Here is a 17,975-nt window from a genome sequence, read left to right as displayed (position 1 = left end):
GTCGCGTCGAGGACGCTGGCCGGGCTACTGGGCCAGCTTCAGCCAGACGGCGCCGAGCGGCGGCACCACGAGGTGCGCTGAGGCCGGGCGGCCCGCCCACGGGGTGTCCTCCGCCGTGACGACGCCGAGGTTGCCGACTCCGGAGCCGCCGTACTCGGCAGCATCGGTGTTGAGCACCTCGTGCCACTCACCAGCGGTCGGCAGCCCGAAGCGACGCTCCACCGGCACGCCGGAGAAGTTCACGAACACTGCGACCCGGTCGTCGCCGTCCTTCCGGAGGAACCCGAGGGTCGAGTGCGGTGCGTCGCCGCCCTCGAGCCACTCGAAGCCGTCGGCCGTCGAGTCGTGCGTCCAGAGCGCAGGAGAGTCCTTGTACACGCGGTTGAGCTCCGCGACGAGGTCCTGCACACCGCGGTGGCCGGGCTGGTCGAGGAGCCACCAGTCGAGGCCCTTCGCCTCGGACCACTCGGCGGGCTGCGCGAACTCCTGGCCCATGAAGAGCAGCTGCTTGCCGGGGTGTGCCCACATGAACGCCAGGTAGGCACGCACGTTGGCGAGCTTCTGCCACTCGTCGCCGGGCATCTTGCCGTACAGGGACCCCTTGCCGTGCACGACCTCGTCGTGGCTGATCGGCAGGGTGAACTGCTCGCTGAACGCGTAGACGAACGAGAACGTGATCTCGTCGTGGTGGTAGCTGCGGTACGCGGGGTCGCGCTGCACGTACTCGAGCGAGTCGTGCATCCACCCCATGTTCCACTTCTGCCCGAAGCCGAGCCCACCGGCGCTCGTCGGCTGGGTCACGCCCGGCCACGAGGTGCTTTCTTCCGCGATCATGACGATGCCGGGGTAGCGCTTGTACGCCGTCGCGTTCGTCTCCTGCAGGAACGAGATCGCGTCGAGGTTCTCGCGGCCGCCGTGGATGTTCGGCAGCCAGTCGGTGCGGGAGTAGTCGAGGTACAGCATCGAGGCCACCGCGTCGACCCGCAGGCCGTCGATGTGGAACTCCTCGAGCCAGTACAGCGCGTTCGCGACCAGGAAGTTGCGCACCTGCGGCTGCCCGAAGTCGAACACGTAGGTGCCCCAGTCGAGCTGCTCGCCGCGGCGGGGGTCCGGGTGTTCGAACAGCGCGTAGCCGTCGAAGCGCCCGAGGGCCCACTCGTCCTTCGGGAAGTGCCCGGGGACCCAGTCCATGATCACGCCGATGCCCGCGGAGTGCAGGCGGTCGATCAGGTAGCGCAGGTCGTCGGGCGAACCGAAGCGCGCGGTCGGTGCGTAGTACCCGGTGACCTGGTAGCCCCACGAGCCGCCGAACGGGTGCTCAGCGAGCGGCAGGAACTCCACGTGGGTGAAGCCGGTGTACTCCATGTGCCCGATGAGCTGGTCGGCGACCTCGCGGTACGACAGGCCGGGGCGCCACGAGCCGAGGTGCACCTCGTAGACGCTCATCGGGGCGTCGTGCGTGGTGGTCTGGGCGCGGCGTTCCATCCATGCGGCGTCGCCCTCGGACCACGTGTACGTGGACTCGGTGATGACGGAGGCCGTCGCCGGCGCGATCTCGGCCTCGCGGGCGAACGGGTCGGCCCGCTCCACCCAGCCGGAGTCGGTGAGGATCTGGAACTTGTAGCGCTGCCCGACGACGGCGCCGGGCCAGAACAGCTCCCAGACGCCGAGGTCGCTCAGACGGCGCATCGCGGTGGTGCGGCCTTCCCAGCCCTCGAAGTCGCCGATCACGCGGACGGCGGTCGCCCGGGGTGCCCAGACGGCGAACGCGACACCGTCGACACCGTCGACCGTGCGGGCGTGTGCGCCGAGGTGGTGCCAGAGCTGCTCGTCACGGCCCTCGCCGAACAGGTGCAGGTCGAGCTCGCCGAGCGTCGGGGCGAACCGGTACGCGTCGTCGGTGGTCCAGGTGGCGTCGTCCTCGTCCGTGGACTCGTCGTAGTCGTACTCCGACTCGACGCGGTAGCGACCGAGCGAGTCGGCGGTGGCGCCGGCCCAGAGCCCGTCGCCCTCGTGCGTGAGCTCGATGTCGTCGCCGTCGGGGCGGACGATCCGCACCGCACGGGCCAGGTGCCGGACGACGCGGACGCTGGTGCCGCCGTCGACCGGGTGCGGGCCGAGCACGTCGTGTGGCTGGGACCAGCGGCCCTCGGCCACCTGCAGACGCAGCCAGTCCTCGATCGGAGCCGGACGCGGATCCGTGGCCGTACCGGCGGCGGCCGGAGCCGGGGCAGCAGCGGTGGGAGCAGCCGGAGCCTCGACGGAGGCCGGCCGGACCACGGGTGCGGCACCTCCGGTCGGGGCCGTCGGGGCGTCCGACGATGCCGCGGCTGCGACGGACGGCTGCCGCGGGTGCGTCGGGTCGGCTGGGTGCCCGGAGAGGGTGGCGGACTCCGCCACGCCGCGGTCGGGCGCCTCGCGCTGCACCGGCGGCGCGCCCGGCAGGTCCTCGTCGGGCGCGGAGACCTTCGGTTCGTACCGCGGCACGGCCGGCGGCGGAGGCGGCACCGGCGGGACGGCCGGTCCGCGCTTCGTGGGGTCGGTCGGTTCGGTGGTCATCGGTGGGGTCCTTCCACGACGAGCAGGTGCACGGGCTCCTGGAACGCGTCCAGGCGGACGTAGTTCGACGCGCCCCAGGTCCAGCGCTGACCGGTCACGACGTCACGGACGTCGAACAGGCCCTCGGTCGGCAGACCGAGTGCGGCGAGGTCCAGGTGCACGGTGGTCTCACGGGCGGAGTGCGGGTCGACGTTGGCGACCACGATCACGGTGTCGGGGCGTCCTGACCGGATGTACTCGCCCGACAGGTGCTTCGAGTAGACGACGATCGCCGGGTCCTCGGCGGCGTGCACGTGCAGGTTCCGCAGCTGTCGGAGCGCGGGGTGCGCCGCACGGAGGCGGTTGAGCATCGTGACGTACGGCGCGAGCGACGCCCCCTCGGCCTCGGCCAGGGCGAAGTCACGCGGCTTGTACTCGTACTTCTCGTTGTCGATGTTCTCTTCGGAGCCCGGTCGGGCGACGTCCTCGAAGAGTTCGTAGCCGGCGTACATGCCCCACGTCGGCGCCCCGGTGGCGGCGAGCGCCGCACGCACCTTGTAGCCGGCACGGCCGCCGAACTGCAGGTACTCGGTGAGGATGTCGGGGGTGTTCACGAAGAGGTTCGGGCGCAGGTAGTCGCTCGTCTCGTGCGAGAGCTCCGTGAAGTAGTCCTCGATCTCGTCCTTGGTGTTGCGCCAGGTGAAGTACGAGTACGACTGCTGGAACCCGGCTTCGGCGAGCGCGCGCATCATCGCCGGGCGGGTGAACGCCTCGGCGAGGAACACGGTGTCGGGGTGCTCGTCGCGGATCTCACGGATGACGCGTTCCCAGAACCAGAGTGGCTTGGTGTGCGGGTTGTCGACGCGGAAGATGCGGATGCCGAAGTCGATCCAGTGGCGCAGGACGCGCTCGACCTCGGTGACCAGGCCCTCGGGGTCGGTGTCGAACTGGATCGGGTAGATGTCCTGGTAGCGCTTCGGCGGGTTCTCGGCGGTCGCGATGGAGCCGTCGGCGCGCTGCGTGAACCACTCCGGGTGCTGCGTGACCCATGGGTGGTCGGGGGAGCACTGCAGCGCGAAGTCGAGCGCGACCTCCATGCCGGTGTTCTTCGCGGTCTCGACGAAGTCGCGGAAGTCGTCCTCGGTTCCGAGGTCGGGGTGGATCGCGTCGTGCCCGCCCTCGGGGGAGCCGATCGCCCAGGGGCTGCCGGGGTCGTTCGGCCCGGGCGTGAGCGTGTTGTTCGGCCCCTTGCGGGCGGTGGTGCCGATGGGGTGGATCGGCGGCAGGTAGATGACGTCGAAGCCCATCCGGGCGACGGCGGGCAGACGGCGCGCCGCGGTGCGGAAGTCGCCGCTCTTCCAGGAGCCGTCGGGGTTCTTCTTCGCGCCTTCGGAGCGGGGGAAGAACTCGTACCAGGCACCGACGCCGGCGCGGGTGCGTTCGACGTCGAGCAGCTGGGTGGCGGAGTGGGTCCGGAGCGAGGTGAGCGGGGCTTCCTCGACCTCGGCGACGATCCGCGGGTCGTCGACGGCGGCCAGGCGCTCGGCCGGGTCGAGGTCGGTGTCGCGGACGCGTGCGGCGGCACGGGTGGCGGCGGGGGAGTCGGTCTCCTCGGCCAGCCGGTCGAACAGCACGGCACCGTCGAGCAGGGTCGCCTCGGTGTCGACGCCGGCCGCGATCTTCAGGCGTGCGCCGTGCAGCCAGCTCGCCCAGTCGTCGGAGTACGACTCGACGTGCCACGTCCAGACGCCGACGTGGTCGACCTGCACCGTGGCTTCGTAGCGGTCGGTGCCGGGGGCACCGAGGGTCATGGGGACGGTGCGGGTTCCACCGTCTGGGCGTTCGAGGACGAGGTCGGCGCCGATGATGCCGTGTCCTTCTCGGAAGACGGTTGCACCGAACGTGATCACCTCGCCGTCGAATGCCTTGCCGGGGAAGCCGTTCGGCGTCCTCGGGGCGAGCTCGGTGATCGGGATGCGCCCGATCTTCGGGCGGCGGGGTCGGTCTGCGGTGGCCACGGAAGCGACGCTACCCGGCGAGCGGCTCCGCGTTCCCCGGAATCGGCCCGCTGTGGAGGGCCGGGCGCGCCGTGGAGCCTGTTGAGGACCGGACGGGAGGCCCGTGGCGGGGCCGCCACGGGCCTCCCGTCCGTCGGTCGGTCGCGACGCCGGGCCGCACCCGACTGCTCGGCGCTACGCCACCTCGAACAGGTGGATGCCGGGGCCGTAGGCGGTGAAGACCTGCCCGGCAGGTCGGAGGCGCTCGTGGTCGCGGTGCTTCTCGCTCGACCAGGCCAAGCGGTACCCGAGGACGTCCTCGCGTACCGGCAGCGTCAGGTCGCGGGTGCGGCCGCTGCCGTGCACGACCACCAGGACGCGGTCGAAGGGCTCGTGCTCCGGCGTCGACTCGACGAAGTACTGCAGCGCGCGGTGCACGGGCTGGTCCCAGCCCTCGATCGTCATCGGGTGCCCGTCCGGCCCGTACCAGGACATCCGCGAGGCCCCGGGGGTCTCCTGCCCCTCGACGCCGAAGCGGGTGGGGCGGAGCGACGGGTGCGCCTGCCGGAACCGGGCCAGCGCGGCGACGGCCTCGGTCATCGTCTCGGCGTCCTCGTCGTCGGACCAGTCCACCGGGGTCAGGTCGTCGGACACCACGTAGGCGTTGTTGTTGCCGTGCTGCGTGCGACTCCGCTCGTCGCCGGCGGTGAGCATCGGCACCCCGGCGGACAGCATCAGGGTCGCCACCAGGTTGCGCATCGACCGGCCGCGCGCGGCGCGGACCCCGCGGTCGGCGGTGTCGCCCTCGATGCCGTGGTTGAACGACCGGTTGTCGTTCGAGCCGTCGCGGTTGTCCTCGCCGTTCGCCTCGTTGTGCTTGCCGTCGTACGACACCAGGTCGAGCAGGGTGAAGCCGTCGTGCGCGGTGACGAAGTTGACGCTCGCCAGCGGGCCGCGGTCGGCGCCGAAGACGTGACGCGAGCCGGTCAGGGCTCCGGCGAGCGCACCGATCCCGGTCTGCGGCAGGCCGGTGCGGCGCTCCTCGGCGATGTCGGTGAGCCAGAACTGCCGGACCGTGTTGCGGAACCCGTCGTTCCACTCGCTCGTGCGGTGACCGGCCGCGCCGAACTCCCCGGTCTTCCAGCCGTCCGGGCCGACGTCCCACGGCTCGGCGATCACCAGGGTGTCCTGCAGGTCGGGGTGGTTCCGGATGCGCTCGAGCAGCGGGTGCGACGGGTCGAACCGGTGCTCGCCGTCGCGGGCCAGGGCGGCCATCAAGTCGAAGCGGAACCCGTCGACCTGCACCTCGCGCGCCCAGTACACCAGGCTGTCGAGGATGAGGTCCGCCGTCGCCTCGACCGAGGTGTCGAGCGTGTTCCCGCACCCGGTGGTGTCGTAGTAGGTGTCCCGGCGGGGTGGGTCGGTCTGCGCCCAGCGGTAGCGGTTCGCACCGTCGATGCCACGCAGGCTCGTCGTGGGACCGCCCAGGCCTTCTTCGGCGGTGTGGTTGTAGACGACGTCCAGGACGACCTGGATGCCGGCCTCGTGCAGCAGCCGGACCATGCCCTTGAACTCGCGCAGGACGGCGTCGGCGCCCTCCTGCTGCGCCGGTGCCGAGGCGTGGGCTGCGTGCGGGGCGAAGAACCCGAGCGTGTTGTAGCCCCAGGCGTTCTGGCGGCCGGCGTCGCGGAGCCACCGTTCGGTGTCGAACGCCTGCACGGGCAGCAGCTCGAGCGTGGTGACGCCGATCCGGTGCAGGTGCGCGATCGTGCTCTCGTGGGCGACCCCGGCGTACGTGCCGCGCAGGTGCTCCGGCAGGTGCGGGTTCGCGGCCGTCAGGGTGCGGACGTTCGCCTCGTAGACGACAGCACGGTCGAGCGGGACCTGCGGCTTCACGACGCCGCCCCAGTCGAAGGCGTCGTCGACGACGACGCTGGTCCAGCGTGGTCCGGCCGCTTCGTCGTCGCCGGTCGGCAGGATGCCCCGCGCGTACGGGTCGAGCAGTGGACGCGTCGGGTCGAACTCGTGCCGCGGCCCGACCGGCCCGTCGACGAGCAGGTGGTAGCGGTCGCCGGGCACGACCCCGGGGACCTCGCCGGTCCACTCGTCCGTGTCCGGCACCCGCTCGAGCGCGTACCGCGTCGGCCGCACGTCGGAGGGGTCGGCTCCGTCGGCGCTCCCCGCGCTCGCCACGACCAGGACGACGCCCGTCGCCGTCGCGGACCGCAGGGTGAACCGGGGGACGGTCCCGCCCAGGGAGAACCCCGGCGTCAGGTCGATCGCTATCTCGTGCACGCGACAAGGGTACGAGGACCGGCGCGTATCCTGGACACTGCTCTATCCAGGGGGTGCATTTGTCGGTCTACCTCGACCACGCCGCGACGACGCCGATGCTGCCGGAGGCGCTCGCCGCCTTCACCGATGCCCTGGGCACCGTCGGCAACCCGTCGTCCATTCACAGCGCCGGTCAGCGCGCGAAGATGCTGCTCGAGGACGGCCGCGCCGCCGTTGCCCGCTCGCTCGACGCCGATCCGGTGGAGGTCGTGTTCACCTCCGGCGGCACCGAGAGCATCAACCTCGCGGTGAAGGGCCTGTTCTGGGCTCGCCAGCGCGACCGCCAGCGGCCCCGCATCGTCGTCCCGGGTGGCGAGCACCACGCCACCGTCGACACGCTGACCTGGCTGGAGACGCACGAGGGCGCCGTCATCGACGTGGTCCCGTTGGATGCGCAGGGTCGCGTCGACCTCGCCGGACTGGAGGCGCGGCTCGCCGACGCCTCGGACGTCGCCCTGGTCACGTTCCTGTGGGCGAACAACGAGGTGGGCACCATCCAGCCCGTGTCACGGATCGTCGGGCTCGCGCACGCCGCCGGCGTGCCCGTGCACAGCGATGCGGTCGCCGCGTACGGGCAGGTGCCGGTGTCGTTCGTCGGGTCCGGCCTCGACGCCCTCAGCGTCTCCGCGCACAAGATCGGCGGGCCCGTCGGTATCGGTGCACTCGTGCTCGGACGGAAGGCCACCGTCGAGCCCCTCATCCACGGTGGGGGGCAGCAGCGGCAGGTGCGGAGCGGCACGCAGGACGCCCCGGCGGCTGCGGCCTTCGGTGTGGCGGCCAGCGCGGTCGTCGCCGAGCCGATGCCGCACCCGTCACTCGTCGCCCTGCGGGACCGCCTGGTCGCCGGGGTCCGTGCGGCCGTGCCGTCGGCGGTGCTGATGGGGGACCCGGTCGACCGGCTGCCGGGCAACGCGCACTTCACGTTCCCCGGGTGCGAGGGCGATTCGCTCCTGTTCCTGCTCGACGCCGCCGGGGTCGCGGTCTCGACCGGGTCGGCGTGCCAGGCCGGCGTGCCCGAGGCGTCGCACGTGCTGCTCGCGATGGGGCTGTCGGAGCAGGACGCCCGTGGTGCGCTCCGGATCACGCTCGGCCACACGACGACCGATGCCGACGTCGACGCGTTCTTGACGGCGCTGCCCGATGCCGTCGCCCGGGCCGGTGCCGCGGGGATGGCGTCGAGGGAGCCGCTGCTCGGGCGGTAGTGGTTGACTCCGGGCATGCTTCGTTCGTCCGCCGTGTGGGTCGTCTTCGCCCTGCTCGGCATCGTGTTCATCGGGGTCTCGGCCGCGCTGTTCACCCATCCGGGATCCCGGCCCTTCGGGTTCGTCACCTTCGTCTGCGCGGTCGTCGTCCTGGTCAGTGCCTGGGTGGGACACCGGCGATCCGGGCTGCGACGCTGACGCCCGTCCCCTGGCGGAGCAGGCACCGGCGGTCGCGCAGTCTCGGGCAGGTGGCGGCACTTCGGACGTGCTCACCGGGAGCGGCGAGGTGGACGGACGTCCGCCAGTAGCCTGAGTCCGTGACCACTCCGAAACCGCAGGGCAGCGCCGACCTGCGCCGGGAGCGCTGACCATGGCCACGAACAGCGGTGAGCACCACCCTCGGAACGGCACCCGGCCGGACAGCCGCTGGGCCGTCCCGATCCGTCGGGTCTTCCCCTGGTGGTACCTCGGCGGCGCGGTGGCGACGATGGCGGTCCTGATCGTGGTCGATCCCGACGGCAGCCAGGCCACGGTGGCCTTCTGGGGGCCGACGATCGGGATCGCGATCCAGGACCGTGAGAAAGCTGCGCGCGCTCGACTGGACCGCGGCCTCCCGGTCGACCGACGGTCGCTCCTGTCGCCTCCGTGGCTCGAACCGACGTGCGCGGTGTTGCTCACCGGCGTGGCCGTCGGACTCGGCATGCTCATCAACGCGCTCTTCGGGCACGGCACGTCCGTCACGACGTGGGTCGGAGCGGGGGTGTTCCTCGGGAGCGCCGCGTCGTTCGTCGCTCTCGTGCTGGTCCTGAGGAGCCGACGCCGCCGACGGTCGAGGGGCGCGGGCGGCCGGCCGGACGACGTCAGCTGAGGGTGCGCTCCGAGAGGAACCGCCCGGCTCGTCGGTACTGCACGGCCAGTTGCACGAGCCCGAGCACCATCGCGAACGACGCGACGAGCTCGATCAGCTTGATGGGCAGACTGTCCGTGCTCACCGCTGTCGATGCGGCGAACAGCATCACGGCGCCGAAGATCGGCAGGATCCCGAGCGTGGCTCGACGGTTCTGCACGGCGACTGCGGCGACGATGTCCGCGTGCTCGTCGTCGATCGGCTCCTTGCCAGCGATCTGACGCCGCACCGACCGCTGCTCCACACGGGAGAGCGGGCTGCTCACCGATCGCCAGCGAGTGACGTAGTGACCGGAGCGGAAGGCCCACACGAAACCGACGATGCCGACGACCAGCCCGAGCAGCAACAGCACGAGTTGGACGAGCAGCCGCACGCCACCGCCGCCACTCGCGTGGCTGCTCCCGGTGGCCGGCGCCAGCACCAGTGCCAGGACCACCCCGACCGCCCACGAGACCAGGACGAGTGCCCCCGCCCACACGAACACGCGCGTGCGGCGACGGCGGAGCCCGTCGTCACTCTGGCCGTCGGCGAGCCGGGCGGCGGCTGCCCAACGCTCGGCTCCGGCTGGTTCGGTTGCGGGGCTGGTCATCGTTCTGGTCCTGACGTCGAGAGTCTCTCGACCCTACGGGTCACGGTCGGTGCAGGTCGCGCGGGCGACTCCGGAAGCGACTGCCGTCTGATCCGCACGAGGGGATCGCGACCGACCCGCATCGTTGTGATACTTGGACATGCTCGAGTTGGTGAGACCGCAGACGGCGTTGTACGAGGCGTGGGCCGAAGCGCACGCCGAGTGGGGGCCGGGCGTGCACGAGGACGGGTTCGGGATCACCGCCCACGACGACGTCGGTGACGAGGACGGGTTCCGCACCTGGGTCGGCCGACTGCACGCCAGACCCGGGGCGCTCTGGTGGATCGTCGAGGACGGCTGCGTCCTCGGCGGGATCGCACTCCGGGCGCCGGGAGACGCGGCCGGCGTGCAGCGGTTCGGCCACGTCGGGTACGGGATCCGCCCGTCGGCGAGGGGCCGAGGCGTGGCGACCTGGGCGCTGGGCCAGGTGCTCGCGCACGCCTCGCGCGTCGGGATCGACCCGGTGATCGCCGTCTGCCGCGATGACAACGACGGCTCCATCGGGGTGCTCGAGCACTACGACGCCGTCCTGCTGTCGGCCGAGCGCCGCGGTGGCGTGCGGCTGCGACGGTACGCGATCGCCAGGTCGCACCGGAGACCCGGATGACGCGGCCGGGGCGGGAGTGCGAGGCGTTCGGAGGAAGACCGCGACCAGCGAGGCGGACCCGCACCGGGCCTCCCGGTCGGCCGAGTCGGACTCGCGCCGGTAGGATCGATGACCATGGTCGAACTGGACTTCACCGAGCAGCTCTCCGCCCTTCGCGAGACCTTCGGCAACATCCGCTCGGTGGTCGACGTCGACCGCCTGCAGCGTGAGATCGCCGACCTCAGCGAGCAGGCCGGGGCCCAGGACCTCTGGGACGACGTCGACCACGCGCAGCAGGTGACGAGCGCGCTCTCGCACCGCCAGTCGGAGCTGAAGAAGATCACCGACACCGAGCAGCGCATCGACGACCTCGAGGTGCTGGTCGAGATGGCGAACGAGGGCGACGACCAGGAGTCCGCCGACGAAGCGCTCGCCGAGCTCAAGGCGATCCAGAAGATGATCGGCGACTTCGAGGTGCAGACGCTCCTCGACGGCGAGTACGACGACCGTCCGGCGGTCATCACGATCCGCGCCGGTGCGGGTGGCGTCGACGCGGCGGACTTCGCCGAGATGCTCCTCCGCATGTACCTCCGGTACGCCGAGCAGCACAACTACAAGACCACCGTGATGGACACCTCGTACGCCGAAGAAGCGGGCATCAAGTCCGCGACGTTCGAGATCGACGCCCCGCACGCCTTCGGCACGCTGTCGGTCGAGGCCGGCACCCACCGCCTGGTGCGGATGTCGCCGTTCGGTGCCGCCGGCAAGCGCCAGACGTCCTTCGCCGCGGTCGAGGTCATCCCGCTCATGCCGGAGACCGCCGTCATCGACATCCCCGAGAACGACATCCGCGTCGACGTGTTCCGCTCGTCGGGCCCCGGCGGGCAGTCCGTCAACACGACCGACTCCGCGGTGCGCCTGACGCACATCCCGACCGGCACCGTCGTCTCGATGCAGAACGAGAAGTCGCAGATCCAGAACCGTGCTGCCGCCATGCGCGTGCTGCAGTCGCGCCTGCTCCTCCTGAAGAAGGAAGAGGAGAACGCGAAGAAGAAGGAACTCGCCGGCAACATCACGGCGAGCTGGGGCGACCAGATCCGCTCCTACGTCCTGGCGCCGTACCAGATGGTCAAGGACCTCCGGACGGAGCACGAGGTGAACAACCCCTCAGCCGTGTTCGACGGCGATCTGGACGGCTTCATCAACGCGGGCATCCGCTGGCGCAAGCAATCCGCCGCCGAGTAGGGGTTCGTGAGCCGCGCGCCTCGCTTGCTTTCCAAGCGCGGCGACCTACCCTGATCCGGTCATGATCAAATTCGACCAGGTCACCAAGGTCTACTCGGGCAACCCGAGTCCGGCGCTCGACAACCTCACCCTCGAGATCCTCAAGGGCGAGTTCGTCTTCCTCGTGGGCGCGTCCGGTTCCGGCAAGTCCAGCTTCCTGCGCCTCGTGCTCAAGGAGGAGAAGCCCACCAGCGGGCAGATCCACGTGCTCGGGCAGCGCCTCGGGTCCCTGGCATCGCGGAAGGTCCCGTACTTCCGCCGCAACCTCGGCGTGGTCTTCCAGGACTTCCGTCTGCTGCCGAACAAGAACGTCTTCGACAACGTGGCGTTCTCGCTGCAGGTCATCGGCAAGAGCAAGGGCTTCATCAGTGAGGCCGTGACCGACGTGCTGAAGCTCGTCGGTCTTGCCGGCAAGGCCACCCGCATGCCGCACGAACTCTCCGGTGGTGAGCAGCAGCGCGTGGCCATCGCCCGTGCCGTCGTGAACAAGCCGGCGATCCTGCTGGCCGACGAGCCCACCGGGAACCTGGACCCCACCACGTCCGCCGGCATCATGGCGCTCCTCGAACGCATCAACCAGGGAGGCACCACCGTGCTGATGGCGACGCACGACGCCAGCATCGTGAACCAGATGCAGCGTCGGGTCATCGAGCTCTCGAACGGCACCGTCCTGCGCGACGAGCAGTCCGGCGGCTACCAGACCCAGGCCGTCCCGATCCAGCGAGGCACCGTGTCCAACACCACCGGCATCCAGACGATCCCGGGGCTCATCCGATGAGGCTCGGGCTCGTCATGTCCGAGGTCGGCTCGGGCCTGCGGCGCAATGCGTCGATGGTCGTCTCCGTCGTCCTCGTGACCTTCATCTCCCTGACGTTCGTCGGTACGGCGATCCTGCTTCAGATGCAGATCAACCAGATGAAGGGGTACTGGTACGACCGGGCGCAGGTCGCCGTCTACCTGTGCACCGACACCGACACCACGGGCAACTGCACCGGCGCGAAGGCCACCGCCGACCAGCGCGAGCAGGTCCAGGCGCAGCTCGACTCGTCGACGCTCAAGCCGTACATCGAGAAGACCTACTACGAGAACCAGGACCAAGCCTTCACCCGGTTCAAGGAGCAGTTCAAGGACTCGGCCGCGACGGAGTTCGTCAAGCCGGAGTACCTGAACGAGACCTTCTGGGTGAACCTGAAGAACCCCTCGCAGGCCGACGTCCTGGTCGAGAGCCTGTCGAAGGTCGCCGGCGTGCAGAGCGTCGTCGACCAACGCGGGTACCTGCAGCCGATCTTCAACCTGCTCAACGCCTCGTCGTACACGGCAATCGGCATCGCGGCGCTCATGCTCGTGGCGGCGGTGCTGCTCATCGCGACGACGATCCGCCTGTCGGCGTTCAGTCGACGGCGAGAGCTCGGCATCATGCGGCTCGTCGGCGCGTCGAACCGGTTCATCCAGACACCGTTCGTGCTCGAGGGGGTGATCGCCGCCGCCATCGGAGCCGTCCTGGCCGGTGGCGCCATCACCGCCGTGGTCTGGTTCTTCGTCCGGAACTTCCTTGCGGAGCGCTTCACCGGCACGGCGTTCATCGGCATGGGGGACGCGGCCATCGTGGTCCCCGCGGTGATCGTGATCGGGGTGCTCCTCGCCGCGGCGTCGGCGTCGATCGCCATCCGCCGGTACCTGAAGGTCTGACGCACACAGCATCCGCGAGCGGGCGGCGCGCCGGGAAGGTGCGCCGCCCGCTTCGTGTTGAGTAGTCTGTAGGGCTGCGCGGAACCACTCACGCAGCGCACTGCACCGGTCACCATCGAGAGGAGTCGTCATGGCAAAGGAACGCGGGGAGAAGATCGTCGCGACGAACCGTCGCGCCCGGCACGACTACCTCATCGAGGACACGTACGAAGCGGGCATGGTCCTGTCCGGCACCGAGGTGAAGTCCCTGCGGATGGGGCGCGCGTCCCTGGTCGACGGGTACGCCTACATCGACGGCGGCGAGGCGTGGATCGACGCGGTGCACATCCCGGAGTACACCGAGGGCACGTGGAACAACCACTCGCCCCGACGGAAGCGCAAGCTGCTCCTGCACAAGCAGCAGATCGTGAAGATCTCGCACAAGACCGCGCAGGGCGGCTACACCCTCGTGCCGCTGCAGATCTACTTCCACGACGGTCGGGCCAAGATCGAGATCGCCGTGGCGAAGGGCAAGCGCGAGTTCGACAAGCGCCAGGCGCTGCGCGAGAAGACCGACAAGCGTGAGGCCGAGCGGGCCATGCGCACCCGGAACCGCGTCGGCGAGTAGCGCCGACGCGGTTCCTCGGCTAGACTGAGGGACTGCTCCGACAGGGGCATTGGCAACTCAACAGCGTGACAGCGGCTCGCACGTCCGGCCCGCATGGGGATGATCGGTTTCGACATTGCCTGTGTGCCGACGGGAAGCGGGCCGAGGACCCACGGTTATCTCGTAAACGATCCGTGGAAAACAACAAGTGCCAATTCCAAGCGCACTGACTTCGCTCTCGCTGCGTAAGCAGCCCAGCACATGAAGTCCGTCGGCCAGGTGACCGTCTTCTAACCTGATCCCGACGTCATCCAGAGGACTTGCTGCACGGTTGCGCCTCAGGGCCGTGCGGGACTTGCACTGAGACTGGGCCCGTCGTCCTAGAAGCCGGTAGCAAAGGGCGGGGCCGAGCAGAACGAACTATCCGGATACGCCCGTAGAAGACGTCGAATTGCAGCGATGGACGGGGGTTCGATTCCCCCCATCTCCACCATTCGCCGAACGACGAACCGCTGTCACGCTGCGCCACCTGAACGCCCCGGCACCGTCCCCTGGACAGTGCCGGGGCGTTCGCTGTTCCGCCACGTCCGAGGACTACGCTCCGGGGCAGGCGCGCAGAACACGCTCGCGTCGAACCCGAACGAGAGGTCAGAACGTGGTGCAGGAGATCGCGATCCGTGTCCGTCTGCGGGAGCAGGAACGAGTGGTGCTCAGCGAGTACGAGCGGATCGTGGGCTCCGTCGCCACGGTCGCCGCCCTCGCCGCATGGCTGCCGAACCCCGACACCCGCCTGGTCGTGCGCGGCCGCGGCGCGGAGCCGGTCCGGCTCGAGACCGTCACCTACGGCTCGGTGGTCGAGATGCTCGTCGTGCTCGACCAGCGCTCCGCCGGGGTCGAACGTGCCGCCGCCGCCATCGCCGCGCTCATCGTGTCAGTCCGCCACGAGCACGTCGCCGACGACGTCTCCGGGGTCGCCGGGGAACTCGATCGGCTCGACCGTGCTGCCCCGCGCGGACGTTCCGCCGTGGAACGCGCGCTGCGCACGTTCCTCGAGGGTGCGCGGTCCGACGTCCTCGAGCGCAAGACGACCACCCGGGTGCGGACCGCGCAGGCGTTGCTCCGGCTCGCCGAGGCGGACGCGGTGCTGTCGGTCGAACGGGTCGCCGATGCCTTGTCGCCCGTGCTCGAGGAGCACGCGGTCGACGTCGAGCTGGACACCGGGTCGGCAGTGGTCGTCGAGCCGATCGACGGGGTGGAGTCGCCGGAGACCGAGGCTGCCGACGCGGACGAGGACGCCGACGCTGACGCCGCGCAGGCGGAGCCGGAGGCCGCGTCGGCCGTCCTGCCGCTGCCAGCGGGTGCGGGGAAGGCGAAGTCGAAGAAGGACGACTCCAAGAAGAAGAAGGCCAAGAAGGACGACGAGAAGAAGAAGGCCAAGAAGGACGACGGCAAGAAGAAGGCCAAGAAGGACGACGAGAAGAAGAAGGCCAAGAAGGACGACGGCAAGAAGAAGGCCAAGAAGGACGACGGCAAGAAGAAGGCCAAGAAGGACGACGGCAAGAAGAAGGCCAAGAAGGACGACGGCAAGAAGAAGGCCAAGAAGTAGCAGGAGCGGCACAGCAGATCTCCGACCGGGGGTCCGTACCCTGGTGCGGTGCCCCCGGTCCCGCCCTCGTCGTCCTGGCGCGGGCTCGGCCGGGTCCTCGGCCGCAGGGCGAGCGCCCTCGCAGCAGCGGCCGTGGCGCTCGTCACCGCCGTCGGGACGCTGCGGTACCACCAGTTCCACGCCGGTGAGCCGAACCACGTCGTCGCGGTCGCGCTCGGGGTCGCCCTGATCGCAGCGGGTTCGGCCAGCGCCGTCGTGCTCCTCCGCCGGCCGGTTCCCGTCGCGGTGCCCCTCGGACTCGTGCTCCTCACCGTCGTGCTCGTCGTGGTCGCCCCGAGCGCCGCGTGGAGCGTCGTCCCGCTGGTGGTCTTACTGCAGACGACCATGCGGGTCGTCCCGGCCACGCTCGCCAGCGCAGCGGCGCTCGTCGTCGCAGCGGTCTCGGTGCCCCGCCTGACCGGGAACGACGACCCGGGGCTGCTCGTGGGGTGTCTGCTGTCCGGCTCGGTGTTCCTCGCCGCGATCGTCGTGTCGCGGGTGGCACTGCACGAGCGGTCGCGAACCGTCCGGCAGCTCGTCGCCACCCGCGCGCGACTCGTTGCCTCCGAGCGGCGGGCCGGTGCACTCGAAGCACGCCAGCACGTCGCCGCTGAGCTGCACGACACGGTGGTGCAGTCGGTGGCGGGCGCACTGTTCCTGACCGAAGCGGCGGAACGGTCCGGGGACGACGCCCTCGCGCAGCAGGCCCGCCGTGCACTGCGCAGCGCGGTCGTGGACACGCGCGCGCTCGTCGACGGCCTCGGAGCAGACCGACCGGAGGCCGGCGAGCCAGCGAACGGCGCGGCGGACGGGTTGACCGACTCGTTGACGGCCGCCCTCTCCACGGCCGCCGAGCGCGTGGGCGCCCGCTGGTCGGTGGTCGGGGAGCCGCAGACGGTGACCCCGATGCGTGCACTGGCTCTGCTGCGGAGCGCGCAGGGGGCGCTCGGCAACGCCGAACGGCACGCCGGCGCTTCGTCGATCTCGCTGGAGCTCCGGAACCAGGACGACTCGGTCACGGTCGTCGTCCGCGACGACGGCCGCGGCTTCGACCCGGGCCGGCCGTTCACGCCCGGGCCGACCGGGGGACACGGCCTGACGATCATGCGCCGACGACTCGAGGCCGTCGGGGGCACGCTCGGCATCCGCTCCGGCCCGGACGGTACGGTGCTGCGGGCGACCGTCCCGTTGGAGGAACCATGACCCGCGTCCTGCTCGTCGACGACCACCCGGTGCTCCGGTCCGGTGTCGCTGCGATCCTCGGGACCTTTCCCGACATCGACGTCGTCGCGTCGACGGGGGATCCGGAAGCCGTGAGCGCCCTGGTCGCCGAGGCGGCTCCGGACGTCGTCGTGCTCGACCTGGGCCTGGGGACGCGGAACGGCGTCGACCTGATCCCCGGACTGGTGCGGACCACGCGCGTGCTCGTGTTCACGGCCACGGGGACCGACGTGGCGATCATGCGGGCGCTCGATGCCGGGGCGACGGGGTACCTGCTCAAGGACGCCACCGCCGAGGAACTCGCCGCTGCGGTCCGAGCCGCCGCCACCGGGACCGCCGTGTACACGCGGGCCGTGGCGGAACGCATGCTCGACCGTGGTCGTCGACCGGACGAGACCCTGACCCCTCGTGAGCTCGACGTGCTCGAACTGCTCGCCGACGGCTCGACGAACCGGGTGATCGCGGGTCGGCTCTTCATGAGCGAATCCACGGTGAAGACGCACCTGGTGCGGGTCTTCGCGAAGCTCGGTGTCGACGGCCGAGCCGGGGCGGTGGCCGAGGCCACCCGACGGGGCATCATCGCCTTCGACGGCCAGGCGCACCCCGCACGGTCGCCCGACGACGTGACGACGTGACGACGTGACGACGGCGGGGCGACCGATGGTCGCCCCGCCGTCGTCACGATCGACTCAGCGCTGTCGGGTCACTGCACGACGCTGACGGGTCACTTCGTGATCGCGTCGAGCCCCGCCTGCGCGTACTCCTGGTCCGCGGCGCCCGACGGGGTGCCGCCGACACCGATGCCGCCGATGGAGGCCTCGCCCGCCTTGACCGGCACGGCCCCGGCGAGGAACAGCGTGCCGGGCAGGTCCTTCAGCCCGGCGTTGTCGCCCGTGGCGCGCTTCGCGAGTTCGGACGTCGGCGACCCGAACGCCGCGGCGGTGTACGCCTTCTGCCGTGATGCACTGATCGTGTGGGACGCGGCGTTCTCCCCGCGCACGAAGGCCTGCAGCTGGCCGTTGCGGTCGACGACCGAGACGCTGACGAAGCCGGCGCCGTCCGCCTCCGCGGCGGCGAGGGCGGCCGAGGCCGCCCGCACGGCGTCGGCGGAACTGAGCCGCTTCGACTCGACGACGGCGTCGTCGGTGACCGCGACGGTGCGGGCGTCCGTGGCGGTGCGGACATCGGCGAGGGCGCTGTTCGACGAGGTGACGGCAGCGCCGGCCGTGATGCCGGTGACGGCGAGGGCTGCAGCGGCGGTGGCGACGAGGGTGCGGGGGAGACGCATGGGGAGGACCTTCCGTTCGGTGTGGTGGGTCCAGCCTCGCGCCGACAGGTGGTGCGGCACATCGACCGTC

General features: G+C 70.7%; 16 protein-coding genes and 1 other RNA gene. 12 read left to right on the top strand and 5 right to left on the bottom strand.

The window, feature by feature from the left end; translation table 11 throughout:
• Positions 1–24: 24 nt before the first annotated feature.
• From glgB to DEJ20_RS11390, 3 genes are all read right to left on the bottom strand, one after another.
• Positions 25–2,559: a 1,4-alpha-glucan branching protein GlgB gene (gene glgB, locus DEJ20_RS11400; protein ID WP_111236538.1), complete on the bottom strand. Its 2,535-nt coding sequence runs from the start codon at positions 2,557–2,559 to the stop codon at positions 25–27.
• Positions 2,556–4,556, bottom strand: a complete 2,001-nt coding sequence (locus tag DEJ20_RS11395; protein ID WP_181431648.1) for an alpha-1,4-glucan--maltose-1-phosphate maltosyltransferase — start codon at positions 4,554–4,556, stop codon at positions 2,556–2,558. The genes glgB and DEJ20_RS11395 overlap by 4 nt, the downstream gene beginning before the upstream one ends.
• A gap of 174 nt (positions 4,557–4,730) precedes the next feature.
• Positions 4,731–6,830, bottom strand: coding sequence for a glycogen debranching protein (locus DEJ20_RS11390; RefSeq protein ID WP_111236539.1), 2,100 nt, complete (start codon positions 6,828–6,830; stop codon positions 4,731–4,733).
• Between the two features lie 59 nt (positions 6,831–6,889).
• Between DEJ20_RS11390 and DEJ20_RS11385 the strand changes: the two genes are divergently transcribed.
• The 3 genes from DEJ20_RS11385 to DEJ20_RS11375 all read left to right on the top strand — a co-directional run bounded on the left by DEJ20_RS11385 (position 6,890) and on the right by DEJ20_RS11375 (position 8,939).
• On the top strand, positions 6,890–8,071 hold the full coding sequence (locus tag DEJ20_RS11385; protein ID WP_111236540.1) for a cysteine desulfurase family protein: 1,182 nt from the start codon (positions 6,890–6,892) through the stop codon (positions 8,069–8,071).
• Positions 8,072–8,086: 15 nt separating this feature from the next.
• On the top strand, positions 8,087–8,269 hold the full coding sequence (locus tag DEJ20_RS11380) for a hypothetical protein (RefSeq protein ID WP_111236541.1): 183 nt from the start codon (positions 8,087–8,089) through the stop codon (positions 8,267–8,269).
• 172 nt (positions 8,270–8,441) lie between these two features.
• Entirely contained in the window at positions 8,442–8,939 is a 498-nt protein-coding gene (locus DEJ20_RS11375) for a hypothetical protein (protein ID WP_111236542.1), read from the top strand.
• Here the strand turns inward: DEJ20_RS11375 and DEJ20_RS11370 are convergent.
• Positions 8,932–9,567 (bottom strand): hypothetical protein, encoded by a 636-nt coding sequence (locus DEJ20_RS11370; protein WP_111236543.1) that lies wholly within the window; start codon positions 9,565–9,567, stop codon positions 8,932–8,934. The two genes, DEJ20_RS11375 and DEJ20_RS11370, sit on opposite strands and share 8 nt — an antisense overlap.
• A gap of 151 nt (positions 9,568–9,718) precedes the next feature.
• On the opposite strand from DEJ20_RS11370, the gene DEJ20_RS11365 reads away from it, so the two are divergent.
• The 9 genes from DEJ20_RS11365 (at position 9,719) to DEJ20_RS11325 (ending at position 17,252) form a co-directional block, all read left to right on the top strand.
• Positions 9,719–10,213: a GNAT family N-acetyltransferase gene (locus DEJ20_RS11365; RefSeq protein WP_220035034.1), complete on the top strand. Its 495-nt coding sequence runs from the start codon at positions 9,719–9,721 to the stop codon at positions 10,211–10,213.
• A gap of 114 nt (positions 10,214–10,327) precedes the next feature.
• The gene (prfB, locus tag DEJ20_RS11360) at positions 10,328–11,437 is read left to right on the top strand and encodes a peptide chain release factor 2 (protein ID WP_110863996.1); all 1,110 of its coding nucleotides are present in this window, start codon (positions 10,328–10,330) and stop codon (positions 11,435–11,437) included.
• A 61-nt stretch (positions 11,438–11,498) separates the two neighbouring features.
• Positions 11,499–12,254 carry a cell division ATP-binding protein FtsE gene (ftsE, locus tag DEJ20_RS11355; protein ID WP_017888215.1) on the top strand — a complete coding sequence of 252 codons (756 nt, stop codon included), beginning with the start codon at positions 11,499–11,501 and terminating at the stop codon, positions 12,252–12,254.
• Positions 12,251–13,165, top strand: coding sequence for a permease-like cell division protein FtsX (gene ftsX / locus DEJ20_RS11350; RefSeq protein ID WP_027465852.1), 915 nt, complete (start codon positions 12,251–12,253; stop codon positions 13,163–13,165). The genes ftsE and ftsX overlap by 4 nt, the downstream gene beginning before the upstream one ends.
• Before the next feature lie 130 nt (positions 13,166–13,295).
• The gene (smpB, locus tag DEJ20_RS11345) at positions 13,296–13,772 is read left to right on the top strand and encodes an SsrA-binding protein SmpB (protein WP_027465851.1); all 477 of its coding nucleotides are present in this window, start codon (positions 13,296–13,298) and stop codon (positions 13,770–13,772) included.
• A gap of 95 nt (positions 13,773–13,867) precedes the next feature.
• Positions 13,868–14,244: a transfer-messenger RNA gene (ssrA, locus tag DEJ20_RS11340) on the top strand.
• A 162-nt stretch (positions 14,245–14,406) separates the two neighbouring features.
• Positions 14,407–15,357, top strand: a complete 951-nt coding sequence (locus DEJ20_RS11335) for a hypothetical protein (protein ID WP_181431649.1) — start codon at positions 14,407–14,409, stop codon at positions 15,355–15,357.
• A 48-nt stretch (positions 15,358–15,405) separates the two neighbouring features.
• Positions 15,406–16,599 carry a sensor histidine kinase gene (locus DEJ20_RS11330; RefSeq protein WP_111236545.1) on the top strand — a complete coding sequence of 398 codons (1,194 nt, stop codon included), beginning with the start codon at positions 15,406–15,408 and terminating at the stop codon, positions 16,597–16,599.
• On the top strand, positions 16,596–17,252 hold the full coding sequence (locus DEJ20_RS11325; RefSeq protein WP_111236546.1) for a response regulator transcription factor: 657 nt from the start codon (positions 16,596–16,598) through the stop codon (positions 17,250–17,252). The genes DEJ20_RS11330 and DEJ20_RS11325 overlap by 4 nt, the downstream gene beginning before the upstream one ends.
• Positions 17,253–17,341: 89 nt before the next feature.
• On the opposite strand, the gene DEJ20_RS11320 is transcribed toward DEJ20_RS11325, so the two are convergent.
• Positions 17,342–17,905: a GlcG/HbpS family heme-binding protein gene (locus DEJ20_RS11320; protein ID WP_111236571.1), complete on the bottom strand. Its 564-nt coding sequence runs from the start codon at positions 17,903–17,905 to the stop codon at positions 17,342–17,344.
• Positions 17,906–17,975 lie beyond the last annotated feature (70 nt).

Source organism: Curtobacterium sp. MCSS17_005 (assembly GCF_003234225.2).
GTDB lineage: Bacteria > Actinomycetota > Actinomycetes > Actinomycetales > Microbacteriaceae > Curtobacterium > Curtobacterium flaccumfaciens.
Note: the sequence above shows the minus strand (reverse complement) of the source record. Positions and strands in the feature narration are given on the sequence as shown.

Coding starts and splice junctions, on each gene's coding strand:
- DEJ20_RS11380 (WP_111236541.1), top strand. CDS start 8,087: ATGCTTCGTTCGTCCGCCGTGTGGGTCGTCTTCGCCCTGCTCGGCATC.
- DEJ20_RS11320 (WP_111236571.1), bottom strand. CDS start 17,905: ATGCGTCTCCCCCGCACCCTCGTCGCCACCGCCGCTGCAGCCCTCGCC.
- ftsX (WP_027465852.1), top strand. CDS start 12,251: ATGAGGCTCGGGCTCGTCATGTCCGAGGTCGGCTCGGGCCTGCGGCGC.
- glgB (WP_111236538.1), bottom strand. CDS start 2,559: ATGACCACCGAACCGACCGACCCCACGAAGCGCGGACCGGCCGTCCCG.
- DEJ20_RS11375 (WP_111236542.1), top strand. CDS start 8,442: ATGGCCACGAACAGCGGTGAGCACCACCCTCGGAACGGCACCCGGCCG.
- smpB (WP_027465851.1), top strand. CDS start 13,296: ATGGCAAAGGAACGCGGGGAGAAGATCGTCGCGACGAACCGTCGCGCC.
- ftsE (WP_017888215.1), top strand. CDS start 11,499: ATGATCAAATTCGACCAGGTCACCAAGGTCTACTCGGGCAACCCGAGT.
- DEJ20_RS11325 (WP_111236546.1), top strand. CDS start 16,596: ATGACCCGCGTCCTGCTCGTCGACGACCACCCGGTGCTCCGGTCCGGT.
- prfB (WP_110863996.1), top strand. CDS start 10,328: ATGGTCGAACTGGACTTCACCGAGCAGCTCTCCGCCCTTCGCGAGACC.
- DEJ20_RS11370 (WP_111236543.1), bottom strand. CDS start 9,567: ATGACCAGCCCCGCAACCGAACCAGCCGGAGCCGAGCGTTGGGCAGCC.